This is a genomic window from Neorhizobium sp. T6_25 (assembly GCF_002968555.1).
Taxonomy (GTDB): Bacteria; Pseudomonadota; Alphaproteobacteria; order Rhizobiales; family Rhizobiaceae; genus Neorhizobium.
On the sequence record NZ_PVBL01000031.1, the window covers coordinates 19,310 to 33,713 of the forward strand.

Consider the following 14,404-nt stretch of genomic DNA (forward strand, 5'->3'; position numbering starts at 1 on the left):
CCGTTTTTACCGGAAACCAGGGTAGTCGGGATACCATTTCAGGTCTGGTGGTTTTTGCTAACTAATGCCGAGGAACCGGCGGGTACGGGAGCAAGCTCCTGTCACGCACGATGACCGGACACCTTGGCGGAACGATCAGCCATAACTGGTCCAAAAGCGGTGTCCTCGTCACGCTTAAGATCGACGGTAACAAGCTCGCGGTCTAGCGAATAGGCATTCACAGCCAGCGGGTGGCCATTGGTCGCCGATGTTGCGGCGTTCGAGATCGCGTGCTTTGTAACGAGCTGAACCCTTGTCGCGTCAAGGAACTGATTTGAAACCTCCGAACTCGTCCGTCGTTTCTCAGGATGAACAGGCCTGGCGAAAAGGATAGCCTATGCGTGATCTTCAACAGTTCTCAACAAGCTCCAACGGTGACCGCTGGTTTCTCGGTAAGCGCGAGGGCGACGGTGAACTCGCCGTCCTTCACCGGGCCAACCTGCCTTCAGGTGGGCACGAGACCGAAACGTTAGTAGCCGACTTTCTCAACACAAAACCGTTCGGCCCGGAACGAGAGGCGCTTCTTCAGGTCTTGGGAGTGGGAGACGACACGGGCGATGACGGCCAGGAAAGTTACACTTCCGCGTCCCAATAGGATCTAGCTGGCGACGTATCCTGGGGCGGCCACCTCTGGGCCTCGACGGTATGGGCAGGGGCGCCGCCGTAAAGCGATCATTCGCATTTTATTAAGTTTGTTAGCAAAGACTGTTGTACGGGGATCGACCAGAGACGGGGGTTACGAGTTGTCGCTGCAGCCACTGAGGAGACGAACATGTATTCACGTACCGTCCTTGTCGTCGACGACGAGCCGCTGATCCGAATGTTGCTGGTGGAAGCGCTAGAGGACGAGGGCTTTCACGTGCTAGAGGCGTCCAATGTCTTGGAAGCGGTCGTCGTTTTCGGCACCCATGATATCGACGCGCTCGTGACCGACGTCGATATGCCTGGACCCCTTAACGGGTTTGATCTTGTCGACCTCGTTGCGAAGCGAGGACGACGAATTGCGATAGTCGTCACGTCCGGCCGCCACCTCGGCGGCGACCGCGTGCTACCGTCATCGAGCAAGTTTCTTCCGAAACCTTATCTTGTCTCGGAGGTACTCGAGGCACTAGCCGAGGTGGTACCCATCGAGACCTCGCTGGCGAGCTAACTCAGGCCAACATGCTGAACTCGCAGGGGCTCCACCCCGAGGCGGGGCCGCATGCGGGTGCGCTCCTCAAAGAACCGAAACGTTTTCGGCTTTCGATTTCCCGGTTTTGCGATCCTGCCCGAGTTCGAAGCTGACCTTGTCGCCCTCCCGGAGCGATCCTCCGCGCTCGAGCGCGGAGACGTGGACGAAAACGTCCTGTCCACCGTCCTCAGGCGTGATGAAACCGAAGCCCTTGTCGTCGTTGAAAAATTTTACCGTACCGGTCGCCATGATATCCTATTCCCTTATTCGCAATCTTGCGGTCGCAACGTAGAGCGGTAAGGGGCCGTCGGCAACCCAACGGCCCGGAAGTCAGCTTATAAATCGCTACACCGGCAAGCCGAGGCAAAACCGATCTTCCCTGGATGTCTTGTCGTGGAGGGTGTGCCCCCAGCGCAGCTTCCGTTGACGTGGATGGAGATCGCCGCACCGCCGATAGGGCGAACGACGACCTCTTCTCCCCTAGTAGGCGCAGTAGTGCATATCTGCGCTGATCAAACCGCATCAAACCAATCACGCGCGGCTCGCTCACGACTGCCCAGGCATACTTCGAGGTCAGATGTCCTCGTCGCCACCGAGTCCATCTCACCCGCCGGAGCCTCGGCCTCCGGTGCGGCAGCCTCGGGTGTTTCCTGATGAGGCGGCGAGTTATCAATCAATGGATTTCGAGGGCGCCCCACCAGTACCTCAACGGCAGCGCCAGATCACGGCGCTGGTGGACGCCCGGCACTTCTCAAATCAAACAAGGGGCCGAGGCGGCCGCTGGAACCTTCGACATGCGGACAATGGAAGTCCTCCCCATGCGGCGACGTCCTGCCTGGCGACCTCCGGTCGATCTGCTGACCTTAGGCTATCGCTCCAGACGATCGAGCGGCAAACGCGCTGGAACAGGAGAATGCACATGGAGGGTTCCGGCCAGATCGCTCGAACACCTTGCGCCTCCTGTGCTTCGCTCACCCATCTGTTGAACAGATTTTGCGAGCGAACCAGCGTCATCATCCCAACGAACCTGTGCTTCGGCGAATGGCCAGTGTCTTCGGCGGCGCCGAGATAACCGCCACGCTGCGCCACGGTCTCAGAACATTGGCCACATCCTTGAAACCAAAAACGACAGCTTCCGCGTCAAGAATACCTTAGCGCGTGGCCCCAAAACGACGAAAGAGCAAAGCAGGAGCTTGTCCGCGACCAAATGCGCGAAACCTAGCTAAGGCTCATTGGGAGGGAACTCCTGGGCGTCGCAGGGCAGGATTGCGCGCGGATGGCCAGCGACAGGCCAATACAGCTATGTGGAAATGGGCGATGCAACCGATGCTCAGGGCGCCGGGTAGCGAGCCACGTTTACGGCCCTCACGGTGACATGCCCGTCGATCGTGACGTCCGCTGAGCCCAGCGACGTCCGGTTGAGCCCGACGCTGTTGCAGTCGACAGGAACATATTGCTCGGCCAGAGATTTTCCTCGCGTGACGCAGTTCAGATCGGTGCAGCCAATGCCGCGGACGACCATACTGGTGATCGAAGATGAGCCATTGATCCGCATGGCAGTAGCGGACGAGTTGCGCGACGCCGGCTTCCACACCCTGGAAGCAGCAAATGCCGACGACGCCCTCGGTATTCTATCTACTGAGGCATCGATCGGAGCGATTTTCACCGATATCGATCTGCATGGCGAGCTAGATGGGTTGAGCCTTGCCTGGATCGTCAAGGATCGGTGGCCGCCGATCGGGATCATCATAACCTCTGGAAAGCGGCGGGTAGAAAGCGACCAAATGCCTGACCAGGCGGTTTTCTTTCCGAAACCCTATGCCTATCAGGCAGTCATTGACGCATTGGCGCGGCTGGTGGCGTAAGCCGCTCGGTTCTTATCCGATAAATCCTCTAGCCCTTTCTTTTGATGGCGTGATATGGACTCCCGCTGCCGACACTGCGGATATCCCCATGACAAACCCTGACGATCCGAACCCGCCGTCTCCGACCCTTTCCGATCTTCCACATCTTGCGGAAGCGCTCGACGACAACCGGTTTCGGCAGTTTCTCGACCATGTCCCCTTCGCGGTCGCGGTCTCGGAACTTGGCGGCAACGAAACGCTCGTCTATGGAAATATCGAATTCGAACGCCTGACCGGCATTTCGGCTGGAGAGCTGCAAGGGAAGTCCTGGTCTGTCCTCCCTTCTGCTCCTCCCCTGGCAGGTGGAACCGAACTCGCTGAGGCTTTGCTCGAAACCGAGGAGTACCTGGGTGCTTTCAACCTCTCGGGGAGCCCGGAGGCATGGGTCGTCGACGCCTGGTCGAATACGATAGTCGACGACGCCGGCCAGCCTCTCTTTCGGCTGCTGGCGATGTCGGCGCGCGAACGCTCCGACGATCAAGCCGCCATGACCTCGGCGCTGGCGGAAAAGGATGTTTTGCTGAAGGAACTTCAGCACCGGGTCAAGAACAACCTGCAGATGATCACGGCGTTGATCCGGATGGAGGCACGAAACGCACAGCGTCTTGAAGAGAGTGAACGTTTTCACGGGCTGGCGGGGCGGATCGAGGCGCTGTCGATTCTCTATCGGTCACTTTATGCCGGCGGCGAAACCGAAACCGTCGATCTCGGGACCTATGTCAGCCAGATCGCTTCTTCGGTGATGGCGGCCCATGCGATCGAGGGCATCCGCCTGGACATGAAGGTCGATACCTGGCCGGTTTCGGTCAATGTCGCCATGCCCGTCGGTCTCGTGGTCAACGAGCTTTTGACCAATGCTCTCAAATACGCATTCCCAGGTCGCGATGGCGGTGAGATCAAGGTGCGCTGCACCGTTGATGATGAAGGCTGCAAGGTCCTCATCGCTGACGATGGGGTTGGACTTTCGAATAAGGCCGATTGGCCGAGACGAGGCAAGCTCAGCGCCATGATCGTGCAGTCGGTTAAGCACAACGCGAATGCCGAGATCGAAGTAGAGTCTGGACCCGGCAAGGGCATGGCTGTAACGATCGCGTTTAGACGGCGGGACGCTGTTGACGCCTGACAAGGGCATCCTCCACCCAGCGCGGAATTCACGTCGCGGATCCGCCATGCCGCCCGCTCTTCCAGCTCAGCATTTGTTCGATTTATCAGGCGACCTTGTCGGCCTCGTAGATCTCCATTGATTACGTCGAGACATTACCAAGCAGAAATGCTTGCGTATCCGAGATGCCGAGGAGCCGGCCGATCCCCACGTTTTCTCGGCCTGAGAAGAAGCCTGGAATGCAAAAACGTCGACATTCACTCATATGCGATACGATGATCCACTGCTGCAAACCGAGGTGCCACGAGACGCAACGGTTGAGCATGAGGGAAAGCTTAAGCATCAGGGATGGGGCCACCGAGAATCAATGTTCAATTTGGAAACCTCCAGGCCGACCTCCTGCAGGAGGCCAGACAGCATTTTCAATTGCCTTGTCGATGCACACCGGAACAACCAGGACATCTATGTTGTTTACGCTAACGGAGCCGCATCATGCGTAGATGACAGGAGTGAGTTGACATGCTGAAGTTTATCGGTGGAACCATCGGAGCGATCTTTATAATCGGATTGATCGTGGTGGTCTTGTTCCTGAAACTTATTTTCTGACTCGGCGTCCGTTTGATGGAACCAGCCACAACTAGAGACGCGCAGCCGGTCAGGTCTTCCGCCCCTATACTCCATCACACCCCACTCGGGTCTATGTTTCTTGCTGCGGCATCACCCCACGCCGATCCGTTGGCTGTTGCGGTGGCCGCCTGGGACATGCTGTTTGATGGAAAAGAACTGCCTGAATGCACGCTTGTCGAATTGGTCGCGATACTTGTGCAGCGAGCGTCAATTCCACAAGCAATCCGCTCGGCGTAGACCCGCAGCCATCCCATCTTGCGTCAGCGGCGCCTCCCGCATCGAACACGTTGGCGGCAGCGAGCTGAGAAGACAAGCCAATCAACTATTTAGCTTCTCGATGAGCCACCGAAGCTTGGGAGGATGGGACGCCCCGCGGGTCAACTCGAATTGGTGACGAGATCAGATGTCCTCGTCGCCACCGAAATCCGTCTCATCTGCCGGAGCTTCCGCCTCCGGTGCGGCAGCCTGGGGGGTTGCGGCTTGCGCCTTGTCAGCGCCGAACATGCCACCGATCGCGTTGCCGAGAAGAACACCGCCGGCGACGCCCATGGCAGTCTGTGCCGCGCCGGCAAGGAAGCTGCCACCGCCGCGGCTCTGGGTCGGCATGCCGTTCTGGCTATATCCCTGGTTCTGCCCGCCCCACGGGGAACCGGGAGCGGCGCGCCCATCGAAGGACGGCTGTGGCGGTGCGGAACGCCGGGCAGGGGCGTTGTTGCCGAACATCGAGGAGAGGAAGCCTCCTCCGCGCGAACCCTGTGTTTCCTGCGCTTCGAGTTCTTCAATACGGCGCTGTGCCGCTTCGAGAGCCTGCTCCTGCACCACGATGGTCTGGGCCATATAATAGGGCGCGCCGGGCTGTCGGCTGATCCGCTCCTGGATGAGGCGTTCGGATTCGGCATCGCGATGGCCGGCCTGGTGCTCGACATGGGCGAGCTTGGAGAACAGACCGTCAATGGCCTGCTGGTCGTTGCGATCCATGAGATCTCTCCTTGGGTATGGACTACTGTTACTCTTCGCGCTGCCCGGTGAAGTTCAGCAGCAGCTGGAAGATGTTGACGAAGTTCAGGTAAAGCGACAGCGCGCCGAATACGGCGAGCTTCTGCTGGGATTCCTGGTCGTAATTTTCGGCGTACTGCTCCTTGATGTTCTGGGTGTCCCAGGCAGTCAGACCGACGAAAACGACGATGCCGATGACCGAGACGGCAAATTGCAGCGCACTGGAGCCGAGGAAGATGTTGACGACCGAGGCGATCATCACACCGATCAGACCCATGATCATGAATGACCCGAACTTGGCGAGGTCACGCTTCGTCACATAGCCGTAAAGGCTGGTCGCGCCGAACATGGTGGCGGCGATGAAGAATGTCCGCGCGATGCTCGCTCCTGTGAACACCAGGAAAACCGATGCAAGCGAGAGACCCATGACCGCGCAAAAAGCCCAGAAAGTCATCTGCGCTGCGGACGCCGACATCGAATGCATCTTGAACGAGAAGAAGAAGACGAAAGCCAGCGGTGCCAGCATCACCACCCACTTCAAGGGGGTGGAGAAGATCGGCACGTAGAGCGCGGGGGTCGTGCCAACGATGAAGGCGACAAGCCCGGTTACAACCAGGCCAAGGCCCATATAGTTATAGATGCGCAGCATGTGCTTGCGCAGTCCCTCGTCGAAAACTGCGGCAGATGCCGGGTTGTAGGTGCCGTAGCGGTCCTGTTGCGGATACATGATGGTCTCCCTGACGATCAATAGAGTGAGTTTTTGAGAAGTTCGGCCTCGTCGATCAGGCCGATATTGGGAGTGCTCGAGATCACCGCATAGGCGACTTCGCCGAGCTGCCACCAGGCGGCTTCGGCGTCCCTAAAATCGAGGTCTTTCACGGGCTCCACTGCAAATTGGCCTGGACGGACCGCAAAGAGCGAGATCAGCGCGCCCTCTTCCGTCCGGACACTGGTCTCGACGCTGGGCCCGAAGTCCGATGGGAAGACCTGGACGTCAATGACCGTCCAGCCCTTGGGCAGTTCCGGCATCACGATCCCAGTGGCGGCGCGGATGTCATCGCGGTCATAGGTCTTGACCTCGGGTTGTGACGGCATCCCGGCGCGGACGAGCGATGTCTGGTGGGCGCGAACGGCCTGTCCGACGAATGAAGGCGGAGGAACGGAAGCATTGACCTCGCCTGGTCCCATCGAGGAATGTGCAAACCAGCCGGCTGTCAAAAGGACGCCGACGGCCGCCACCTTCTGCAGCGCCGTCCACAACCGGGCATTGGCAAGCCCCGAGGACAGGTGACGAGCTGCTTCCCGGGTCCGCGGGTTACAAACGACATCGTCTGCGGTCATTGCGAGCTTCAAGGTTGTACGCATCCCGAGATCCGCCATCACCCGGGCCGCCGCCTCGGGATGTTTCGCGAGCCAGGTTTCGACCCTGAGCTTCCCGGCAGAGTCCAGTTGGCTGTCGACATAGGCATCGAGGTCGGTATCGAGAATGGTTGCGACGTCAGTCACTGCCGCCTCCTACGATTTTGAGATGGCTGGGCTTCCTGGTGCCGTCCTCGAACGCCCGGAGGTTAGCCCTTGCTCGAGAGACCCGGGACATCAGTGTCCCGACCGGGATGCCGATCGCGTCGGCGGCCTCCTGATAGGACAGGTCTTCGACGGCGACGAGATGCAAGGCTTCACGCTGCTCTTCCGGCAGGGCCAGAAATGCTTCCCGCACCTGGGCGAGATGTACGGAATGCTCCTGGCCGGCAGCATAGGACAGATCGGCTTCCAACATCGCCGCATCGTCGCGGCGAGTTCCTGCCGCTGACGAACGCACCCGGTCTACGTGGGTATTGTGGATGATGGAAAGCAGCCAGTTCCGCAGGCTCGCACCGGGGCGAAAGGTTGCCCGCCGTTCGTATGCCCGAACGAGGGCATCGTGAACGAGATCTTCTGCGTCAGTCGCGTTTCGTGCCAGCGAGCGCGCATAGCGCCTGAGCGTGGTCAGCTGTCCAATTACATCAAAGGCACGTTTGTTGCGGTCCATATCTCCATATACGAAGCCGGCACCGTTTTTCTTCCATCATCGCCAGAATATTTTTCGCGTTGAATGAATTAGGCCCGCGCTGTCCGTTCCGGTCGTGTGGCGCCCAATCTGGGTCAGGCCTTATTGGTGTGGTGAAAACAGCGGTAGCGATGACAACAGTCGAAAGGTGCCTGGCCTAACGTCCCTTCATAGATAAGCCAAAGGCCTCTTCCTGAAGCAAATAAGCTTTCTGCTGTTCTGTAATATAATCTCGAACGATCGGGGCCGCGTCCCGACTGCGCGACAGCTGCATGTGAAACACCAGTTGGCTTCCGGTCCGGAACATCATTTCGCAACTGATCAGATAAAATTCCCACATCCGGGCAAAACGCTCGCCGTGCAATTCGACGACCTTGTCGCGGTTCTTCTCGAAACGTTCCACCCAATGGGCCAGCGTCATCGCATAGTGGACGCGCAAAAATTCCAGGTCGGTGACCCAAAGGCTATTGCGCTCCACGACCTCGAAGACTTCCGACAAAGCCGGAGAATAAGCTCCGGGGAAAATATATTTTCGAAGCCAGGCGCTCGCCATGCCTGGAGGGCTCATGTGGCCGATCGAGTGGATGACGGCGATACCATGGTCCGGCATCAGTGCGTTCAACTTCTTGAAGAACTCGTCGTAATGACTGACCCCGACATGCTCGAACATGCCGATCGATACGATGCGATCGAACGTCTCGGTGACGTCTCGGTAGTCGCGCAGGTCGAACCGGACACGATTAGCGACGCCGGCATTCCGCGCCCGTCCAGTCGCCAGCGCCTGCTGTTCCTTCGACAGGGTGACGCCAACCACTTCGACATCTTCGAGTTGGGCGAGATAGAGGGCCATGTCGCCCCAACCGCAGCCAATATCAAGCACCTTCATCCCGGGCTTTAAATGGAGTTTCGAGGCCAGCAACCGAAGCTTGTTTCTCTGGGCCTGTTCCAGGGTTTCGTCCGCCTCGCGAAAATAGGCACAGGAGTAGAGCATGTTGTCGTCGAGGAAGAGTTTGTAGAAATCGTTGCCGAGATCGTAGTGGTGGGCGACGTTTCGCTGCGCCTCGCCCTTGACGTTCGACTGCTGGCGCTTGCGGAAGCGCATCTTGACGGCGCGCAGCAGCTTTTGGATTGGATAGGAGCCAAGCGACAACCGATTGATCGAGAACAGGGTCAGGAAGTCTCGAAGTGTCGAACCATTTTCAAAGCGGAGTGTGCCATCCATATAGGCTTCGCCGGCCGCGAGTTCCGAGTTGAAGACCAGAGTCCGGTAAAGTCTGCGGTCTGTCAGACGCATCGTCACTTCCGGGCCCGCCTCACCTGCAAAGACATGGCTGCGCCCGTCGGCGTCGATCACCGTTAGGCTGCCCTTGCGGATGAAGGCTTTCATCATATGCGACAGAGGAAACATGCACGACCTCGACGGGTGGGGCGGGATTTAAGCGTCGCGAGCGACGATTCTGCACGTGGATGAAACGAGCTTAGACAGCGGAGACAAGACCAGCCTCCGGCTGACGATAACAATGTAGCAGTCGATCGACAACATCGGCTGCATCTGTCGCCGATGTATGAGGTAAGGTCGACAGATCGCGGTGGCACCTGCCATCAGATGCGTGCCCTGCGGTTAACTCGGCGGAATTGACCAGACGCCAGTTTACGCGATCAGCTTGAGAGGGCGCCTGAGATGTTCGGACAAGAGTATTTGGTGCTAATCTCGAGCAGCCCCGGGGTGTCTCCCTTTGGGCGGTCAAGGAGCGCTATCGTTGAAACATCCTCGTGAAGCATCTAGTTCTCCACCAACTCTTCCGCGACCGCACTGGCCAGGACTTGATCGGTTCCACGAGGATACCGGGGCAGGGTAAGGGTGATGGCAATGTCGCGTCCCGCGACATTGGTCGAAAAGCGCTTGTAGATCGTGTCCTGGCCTTGCTCCTCACCGAGAGGCCTGGCCTGGATGAGGCCCGTGAGACCTTTCTCGACTGACCTCGCGTCGCTCCCGGCCGATGCTGTCGTGCATCCTTCGACCGTTCTCTTCCCCACCATCGCCTTGTAGACGACCAGGGCTTCGAGCGGGGTTCCTTCGCCGTCGCCGATCATCCAACATTCGATCGCGACTGGATCATCGACTGGGGTAAAGGCCGTGGCCATGTCTGCTGCCAGGGGAGCCCATCCTTCCTGTCGTGCCTTCGACAGCGTTGCCTCGAACTTTGGTCCTTCTCGCAAACAACGGGAGACGAACAGGTCGATGCCACCCCCAACTCCGGCGGCGGTCGCGGGCGTTGCGATCCCGGCAGCGAGCAAGATTGGCAGGACCGATATTCTCATGCTCGTTCCGTGGATCATGCGGTTACGCCCGTCGCAAGAGCTTAGGGGTTGCCACGACTATCAAGAAAATTCCCGCCAAGGCTTCAAGTTTTTTGATGTATTGGCCGTGAGCTTTTCTGCTCGCCCCGGCTAACATCCGAGATGGAATGAACTCATAGCGCATTTCAGGACCGCGCAATTGCAAGGCACGAAGGGCATCGCCAGTTGGATGGTAAGAAAAAAGCAGCTGCTTTCGAGGAGCCGCCGAAGTTCAATGATCTGTCTGTCAAGCCGAAGCTGCCGACCGGCGCCTGACGTGAAATCAACGCCCAACTACAGTGATGGCCGGTGCAGCCGCATCGCCATCGCACGCGCAATCGCTGCAGGGGCATCGTCAGGAACGGCGAAGACTGAACTGACGTTGATCTCGCAGAGAACGTAGGTGTCGTTGCCCGAAGCGTCGGGTGGGCCGTAGAGGAAATCGGCGTCCCAGATGATCGGCAACGACGCTGCTTCTAGTCCAAGCTTCGACATCATTTCCGGCGTCCACTCATTTTCCATGTTTGTCCTCAATGTCTGGAAAGGTTCTGCGGATGCTGAATGCATGATCCGCGGACCAGGCTGAAGTGGTTCTCGACCAGATCCCGGCGGCGGCGTCACCAGCGCCTTGACCAACTGTTGCCCGAATCCAACCACCCTGCCTCCAGACATGTAGCAACGAATCATGCCCTCCGGCAGACGGGACTGAAACGGTTGATCGACGATGCAGCCACCCTCCGTGAAGTAGGTCTCGCAGCGGGAAACGAAGTCGGACAGGCCTACCCTTTCCGGGACGCTGCCTCCTTTCGCTTCCAGTACCTGAATCACCGCCGGACCGTTCGGCGTTGCATTCACAAGGTCCACCTTCCAGACGCCTTGACCGCCGTTACCGCGGTTCCGTTTCAGCACACGAGGCCCGTCGGCCTGCAGCCTCGGGAAGAACTCCTTCCGGAACTTTGCAGGCGTGCGATAGAGGTGGGTGTCGACGCCCCAGCCAAGTTCTCTGGTTTCGTAAAGTACTTCCTTGACCCCCATCTTGAGGATCACGTCCGGATGCGCGCTTACAAATCGGCCAGCTTCCGCCACCTGTCGCAGAAGCGGATCGAGGACCTTTCTTGTTTTTCCGTCATCCAGCGGGTTCACCCAGACAAGAACTGCGTCAACGGCAAGAAGCTGTTCGAGGACGTCGTCTGCGAATTCTTCGTCGAAGACTGCGGGCTCCGGCGCAAGGCCGACTGCCGCGAGTTCTTCGAATATCCGGTGGAAGCGGTTGTTCTGTGGCGTGGCAGTGCGCCGTGCTTCCCGGTCGCCGCGCCAGACGATCGCAATCCGTGGAGGCGAGTTCTTCATGGGTGCGCTCCCAAGGTCAGGCCATAGGCCAGCCCGGCAACAGCGCTCGCCGCCAGAATGGTCAGGAGCCCGGCCCCTTGGATGCGGACAAGTTTGTCAGGTGTGATTTCAAGAAATGACGGCATGACGCGTCCTCCGTTGTTGCGGGTTCATGGACGCGATTCTCTAGCCGTGGCCTCGTGGGGTGATCGCAACCCCATGGCAGAGAATTTGCCCCAGCCGATCCGGATGTCAAGCATCTCGTTCAACGAAGGCCGCGCCGCATCAAATCCACCGCGACAGCTCGATGGCCGCCACGGAAATCAGTCAGGCTGGCGAGGCGCAGCCCGTTCCGGTCCAGCCGACGACATCTCAGGACTCCACGCAACCCGTGCCGCAGCAGGGTTCGAGCATTCTCGACCGGATTATCCGCGAGTTCGGGGTCTACAAGAAGGGCCGTGCCCAGCCGTCTGATTGCGGCGAATTGGAAGCCGCCTTCGACGGGAAGCACGGATGGTTCTGGCGAAATCGTACCACCAGCCCTGTCACCGACACATTGAAGACCAGCGGAGCCTACGGTGAGATCAAGCGCATGATGTGATGAAGATATAGACGGCGCGACTTAGTCGCGCCGCCTGCTCACTGTGACATCCTCGGAGACTGATGATGCTGCAGGTCTAAAGGAGGGACCCGACCCGCTGAGGAAAGACGATTTGGTCGGTACTCCGGACGCAGATCACTGAGAGCCTTCGGGTCGTCTTCCCGGCCCAGAGGACAGGACCGTGACAGGGCGCATCCTATAAAGATAAAGTAGCTATCCGCCAGAAGGCGCCAGTCGCCGCCTTGTAGGAAGGGGAGGGTCGCCATATCTCCGCCTTTTGAGGACCGCTCGGCATTTGGGCCTTCGGCGCAGGGAGACTGCCAATGATCGGCGAACTGGCGGATATATATCGTGCCTACCTGGATTGCCTCAATCGGCAGGCCTGGGATGAGCTTGGTCGCTTCGTCGACGATGACGTGCAGCACAACGGTCGGATTTTGGGGTTATCGGGCTACCGAGCGATGCTGGTGAAGGATTTCGCGGATATTCCGGATTTGTATTTCGACATTCAACTTCTTGTCTCCGAACCACCACGCCTTGCCGCGCGCCTTTCATTCGATTGCTCCCCGAAGCGCGAGTTCATGGGTCTGGGCGTCAATGGGCGTCGCGTGTCCTTCACGGAGAACGTCTTCTACGAGTTCACGGGATCGAAGATCAGTTCGGTATGGTCGGTAATTGACAAGGCCGCAATCGAGGCACAGCTCCTAGATCAGTGAGTTGGCAAGCCGCCGCCTTGGCCGAAGTGCCCGGGTCGCTTCGCCGTGACGACGTCGCCCGCACTCTAATTGCATGTGGCATCAAGGGCTGGCTCTCCTGAGAACGCCAGCCCCTGGGCTCTGACAGGGAGCCCGGCCAACAAGTATCTCAAGAGCGATTGGTTCCACCAGCAACTCATTTCGTGTGCAGCCGGCTGAAGCTTGCCTTTGGCTCGCCGACCTGATCGTCGACGCCGAACTGGATGGCCGATCCGATCCCGACGTACGGCCAGGGACTTCACGCAGCATCGCGCATATCGGCGCATCCTCCTCTGCATTCTGCCCGGCCTCCAAAACCGCAAGTTTAGTTGGTGACGGAGTTAAACCCGCCCATCCAGATGTAGATGCGCTCTGGAGTCTGGTCAGCGAGATACGGGCAAGTTTGCCTGCTCCGTCCGAGCATCGCCGCCTGCTTCCCTTCCTCGAATATCTTCTTTCGTCGCTCGGCGCTCAAATTCATGGCCCAGAACTAGCGCCGACTGCAGGCGTTCCAACCCTGCCGCTGCTAAATTCTCAGCCGCCGAGAAGATTGTTCAAGTCAATCAGCGACCAGAACGCCACAGCCACGGAGAGCAAGATCAGTGTAAGCACAACGGCGGTTCTTCGCTTCATAACTCAGCAGTTAGATCGAGTAGGAGCAAAAGCGATAGGTCGAAAGTCCCAAGCTGTCATCGAGGGCATCAGGTCCACGAGTACCCCAGCGCCGGATGAATTTCCGGCTAAGCGAGGACATAGGACTCGATCGCTGCCGCAATAAACTCTTCGCGCGCTACCTCGCTCGGTATCTGCCTGTTCAAAGCGGCGACGCACTTTCGCTTGGCGTTCTCGAAATGCCTGCCGCGCTCCATAGGCCATCGCCGGGTCAGGTAACCAACGGCATCGGCAGGGCTGCGAACTGTTTCCGATGCTCCATACCCTATTCTGATCATGACGGGTACGTGCCATTCTCTGTCCACCTCACGAGTTGTCCTGTCGCCATCCATGATTTTTCTCCCCATCGAGTAGGCGCGATGCCCGCGACTGTGCCTCATGGCTCCGGATCGCGCCATTCCTCCCCCGCACGTCAAAAAGGCGTAACAATGTTCCCATCACCGGTCACGAGAGTAACGGGGATGGTAGCAATGGCCACCCGATCGACACGGAGGAAGCGGCCCGCCCCATGCGGATGTTCCTGATCAAGCAGAAGGCGCGTTCCTCCGGACAAGATCCGGGTTGTAGATATCGACCGACCAGTCCGCAGCCTCCGTATCCTCGGCCCCCGGATGTCATTCGATCCCAACGGCCCATTTCATCGTGTTCGAGTCCGATACGGGATGCGGAGAAGTGATCGAGCTGACCGAGATGACGGGTAGCATCGGAGGAACCGATTTTTCGGGGCTCGCCTAACAGGCCTATTACGCCCGTTAGGCGATGTCCGCCGGGCGACACTCAGGGGACATCGTGGCGTCTTAAACTCCCTCTATTTCTCCCGTCAATTTGGTTACGATGGCAAA

Annotated in this window: 16 protein-coding genes; 6 read left to right on the forward strand and 10 right to left on the reverse strand. The window is 58.7% G+C overall.

The annotated features are described in order from the left end of the window. Positions 1-376 precede the first annotated feature (376 nt). Complete coding sequence (locus tag C5L10_RS28825; RefSeq protein WP_105432466.1) at positions 377-634, forward strand: hypothetical protein; 258 nt, start codon at positions 377-379, stop codon at positions 632-634. Between the two features lie 177 nt (positions 635-811). After that, a complete protein-coding gene (locus tag C5L10_RS28830) occupies positions 812-1,189 on the forward strand; it encodes a response regulator (RefSeq protein ID WP_105432467.1) in 378 nt (125 codons plus the stop codon). Between the two features lie 66 nt (positions 1,190-1,255). Here C5L10_RS28830 and C5L10_RS28835 read toward each other — a convergent pair whose 3' ends face one another. Next, the gene (locus C5L10_RS28835) at positions 1,256-1,459 is read right to left on the reverse strand and encodes a cold-shock protein (RefSeq protein WP_105432468.1); all 204 of its coding nucleotides are present in this window, start codon (positions 1,457-1,459) and stop codon (positions 1,256-1,258) included. A gap of 1,229 nt (positions 1,460-2,688) precedes the next feature. On the opposite strand from C5L10_RS28835, the gene C5L10_RS28840 reads away from it, so the two are divergent. Together C5L10_RS28840 and C5L10_RS28845 are read left to right on the forward strand one after the other, a co-directional pair. Continuing rightward, positions 2,689-3,075, forward strand: a complete 387-nt coding sequence (locus tag C5L10_RS28840) for a response regulator (protein WP_245448256.1) — start codon at positions 2,689-2,691, stop codon at positions 3,073-3,075. Between the two features lie 88 nt (positions 3,076-3,163). Beyond that, positions 3,164-4,237 carry a sensor histidine kinase gene (locus C5L10_RS28845; protein ID WP_105432469.1) on the forward strand — a complete coding sequence of 358 codons (1,074 nt, stop codon included), beginning with the start codon at positions 3,164-3,166 and terminating at the stop codon, positions 4,235-4,237. 1,005 nt (positions 4,238-5,242) lie between these two features. Here the strand turns inward: C5L10_RS28845 and C5L10_RS28850 are convergent. The 8 genes from C5L10_RS28850 to C5L10_RS34770 form a co-directional block, all read right to left on the reverse strand. Then, positions 5,243-5,821: a DUF2076 domain-containing protein gene (locus C5L10_RS28850; RefSeq protein WP_105432470.1), complete on the reverse strand. Its 579-nt coding sequence runs from the start codon at positions 5,819-5,821 to the stop codon at positions 5,243-5,245. Positions 5,822-5,849: 28 nt separating this feature from the next. Further along, positions 5,850-6,566 carry a Bax inhibitor-1/YccA family protein gene (locus C5L10_RS28855; protein ID WP_105432471.1) on the reverse strand — a complete coding sequence of 239 codons (717 nt, stop codon included), beginning with the start codon at positions 6,564-6,566 and terminating at the stop codon, positions 5,850-5,852. Positions 6,567-6,583: 17 nt separating this feature from the next. Continuing rightward, positions 6,584-7,345 (reverse strand): anti-sigma factor, encoded by a 762-nt coding sequence (locus C5L10_RS28860; protein WP_105432472.1) that lies wholly within the window; start codon positions 7,343-7,345, stop codon positions 6,584-6,586. Then, positions 7,338-7,868, reverse strand: coding sequence for a sigma-70 family RNA polymerase sigma factor (locus C5L10_RS28865; protein ID WP_105432473.1), 531 nt, complete (start codon positions 7,866-7,868; stop codon positions 7,338-7,340). The genes C5L10_RS28860 and C5L10_RS28865 overlap by 8 nt, the downstream gene beginning before the upstream one ends. Positions 7,869-8,043: 175 nt before the next feature. After that, entirely contained in the window at positions 8,044-9,294 is a 1,251-nt protein-coding gene (locus C5L10_RS28870; RefSeq protein ID WP_105432474.1) for a cyclopropane-fatty-acyl-phospholipid synthase family protein, read from the reverse strand. A gap of 374 nt (positions 9,295-9,668) precedes the next feature. Next, a complete protein-coding gene (locus C5L10_RS28875) occupies positions 9,669-10,226 on the reverse strand; it encodes a hypothetical protein (protein ID WP_105432475.1) in 558 nt (185 codons plus the stop codon). 294 nt (positions 10,227-10,520) lie between these two features. Beyond that, a complete protein-coding gene (locus C5L10_RS28880) occupies positions 10,521-11,576 on the reverse strand; it encodes a Cj0069 family protein (protein ID WP_105432476.1) in 1,056 nt (351 codons plus the stop codon). Then, the gene (locus tag C5L10_RS34770; RefSeq protein WP_256384743.1) at positions 11,573-11,701 is read right to left on the reverse strand and encodes a hypothetical protein; all 129 of its coding nucleotides are present in this window, start codon (positions 11,699-11,701) and stop codon (positions 11,573-11,575) included. The genes C5L10_RS28880 and C5L10_RS34770 overlap by 4 nt, the downstream gene beginning before the upstream one ends. Before the next feature lie 161 nt (positions 11,702-11,862). Between C5L10_RS34770 and C5L10_RS28885 the strand changes: the two genes are divergently transcribed. Together C5L10_RS28885 and C5L10_RS28890 are read left to right on the forward strand one after the other, a co-directional pair. Then, a complete protein-coding gene (locus C5L10_RS28885; RefSeq protein ID WP_205837107.1) occupies positions 11,863-12,156 on the forward strand; it encodes a hypothetical protein in 294 nt (97 codons plus the stop codon). Between the two features lie 323 nt (positions 12,157-12,479). Continuing rightward, positions 12,480-12,872: an ester cyclase gene (locus tag C5L10_RS28890; protein ID WP_105432477.1), complete on the forward strand. Its 393-nt coding sequence runs from the start codon at positions 12,480-12,482 to the stop codon at positions 12,870-12,872. A 758-nt stretch (positions 12,873-13,630) separates the two neighbouring features. Here C5L10_RS28890 and C5L10_RS35085 read toward each other — a convergent pair. Beyond that, complete coding sequence (locus C5L10_RS35085; RefSeq protein WP_371412000.1) at positions 13,631-13,960, reverse strand: DUF982 domain-containing protein; 330 nt, start codon at positions 13,958-13,960, stop codon at positions 13,631-13,633. Positions 13,961-14,404 lie beyond the last annotated feature (444 nt).

What these genes read in the sequence shown, in the direction of transcription:
- C5L10_RS28825 (WP_105432466.1), top strand. Translation starts at nt 377, where the DNA reads ATGCGTGATCTTCAACAGTTCTCAACAAGCTCCAACGGTGACCGCTGG.
- C5L10_RS28830 (WP_105432467.1), top strand. Translation starts at nt 812, where the DNA reads ATGTATTCACGTACCGTCCTTGTCGTCGACGACGAGCCGCTGATCCGA.
- C5L10_RS28845 (WP_105432469.1), top strand. Translation starts at nt 3,164, where the DNA reads ATGACAAACCCTGACGATCCGAACCCGCCGTCTCCGACCCTTTCCGAT.
- C5L10_RS34770 (WP_256384743.1), bottom strand. Translation starts at nt 11,701, where the DNA reads ATGCCGTCATTTCTTGAAATCACACCTGACAAACTTGTCCGCATCCAA.
- C5L10_RS28835 (WP_105432468.1), bottom strand. Translation starts at nt 1,459, where the DNA reads ATGGCGACCGGTACGGTAAAATTTTTCAACGACGACAAGGGCTTCGGT.
- C5L10_RS28850 (WP_105432470.1), bottom strand. Translation starts at nt 5,821, where the DNA reads ATGGATCGCAACGACCAGCAGGCCATTGACGGTCTGTTCTCCAAGCTC.
- C5L10_RS28870 (WP_105432474.1), bottom strand. Translation starts at nt 9,294, where the DNA reads ATGTTTCCTCTGTCGCATATGATGAAAGCCTTCATCCGCAAGGGCAGC.
- C5L10_RS28855 (WP_105432471.1), bottom strand. Translation starts at nt 6,566, where the DNA reads ATGTATCCGCAACAGGACCGCTACGGCACCTACAACCCGGCATCTGCC.
- C5L10_RS28880 (WP_105432476.1), bottom strand. Translation starts at nt 11,576, where the DNA reads ATGAAGAACTCGCCTCCACGGATTGCGATCGTCTGGCGCGGCGACCGG.
- C5L10_RS28885 (WP_205837107.1), top strand. Translation starts at nt 11,863, where the DNA reads ATGGCCGCCACGGAAATCAGTCAGGCTGGCGAGGCGCAGCCCGTTCCG.
- C5L10_RS28865 (WP_105432473.1), bottom strand. Translation starts at nt 7,868, where the DNA reads ATGGACCGCAACAAACGTGCCTTTGATGTAATTGGACAGCTGACCACG.
- C5L10_RS35085 (WP_371412000.1), bottom strand. Translation starts at nt 13,960, where the DNA reads ATGGCGCGATCCGGAGCCATGAGGCACAGTCGCGGGCATCGCGCCTAC.
- C5L10_RS28875 (WP_105432475.1), bottom strand. Translation starts at nt 10,226, where the DNA reads ATGATCCACGGAACGAGCATGAGAATATCGGTCCTGCCAATCTTGCTC.
- C5L10_RS28890 (WP_105432477.1), top strand. Translation starts at nt 12,480, where the DNA reads ATGATCGGCGAACTGGCGGATATATATCGTGCCTACCTGGATTGCCTC.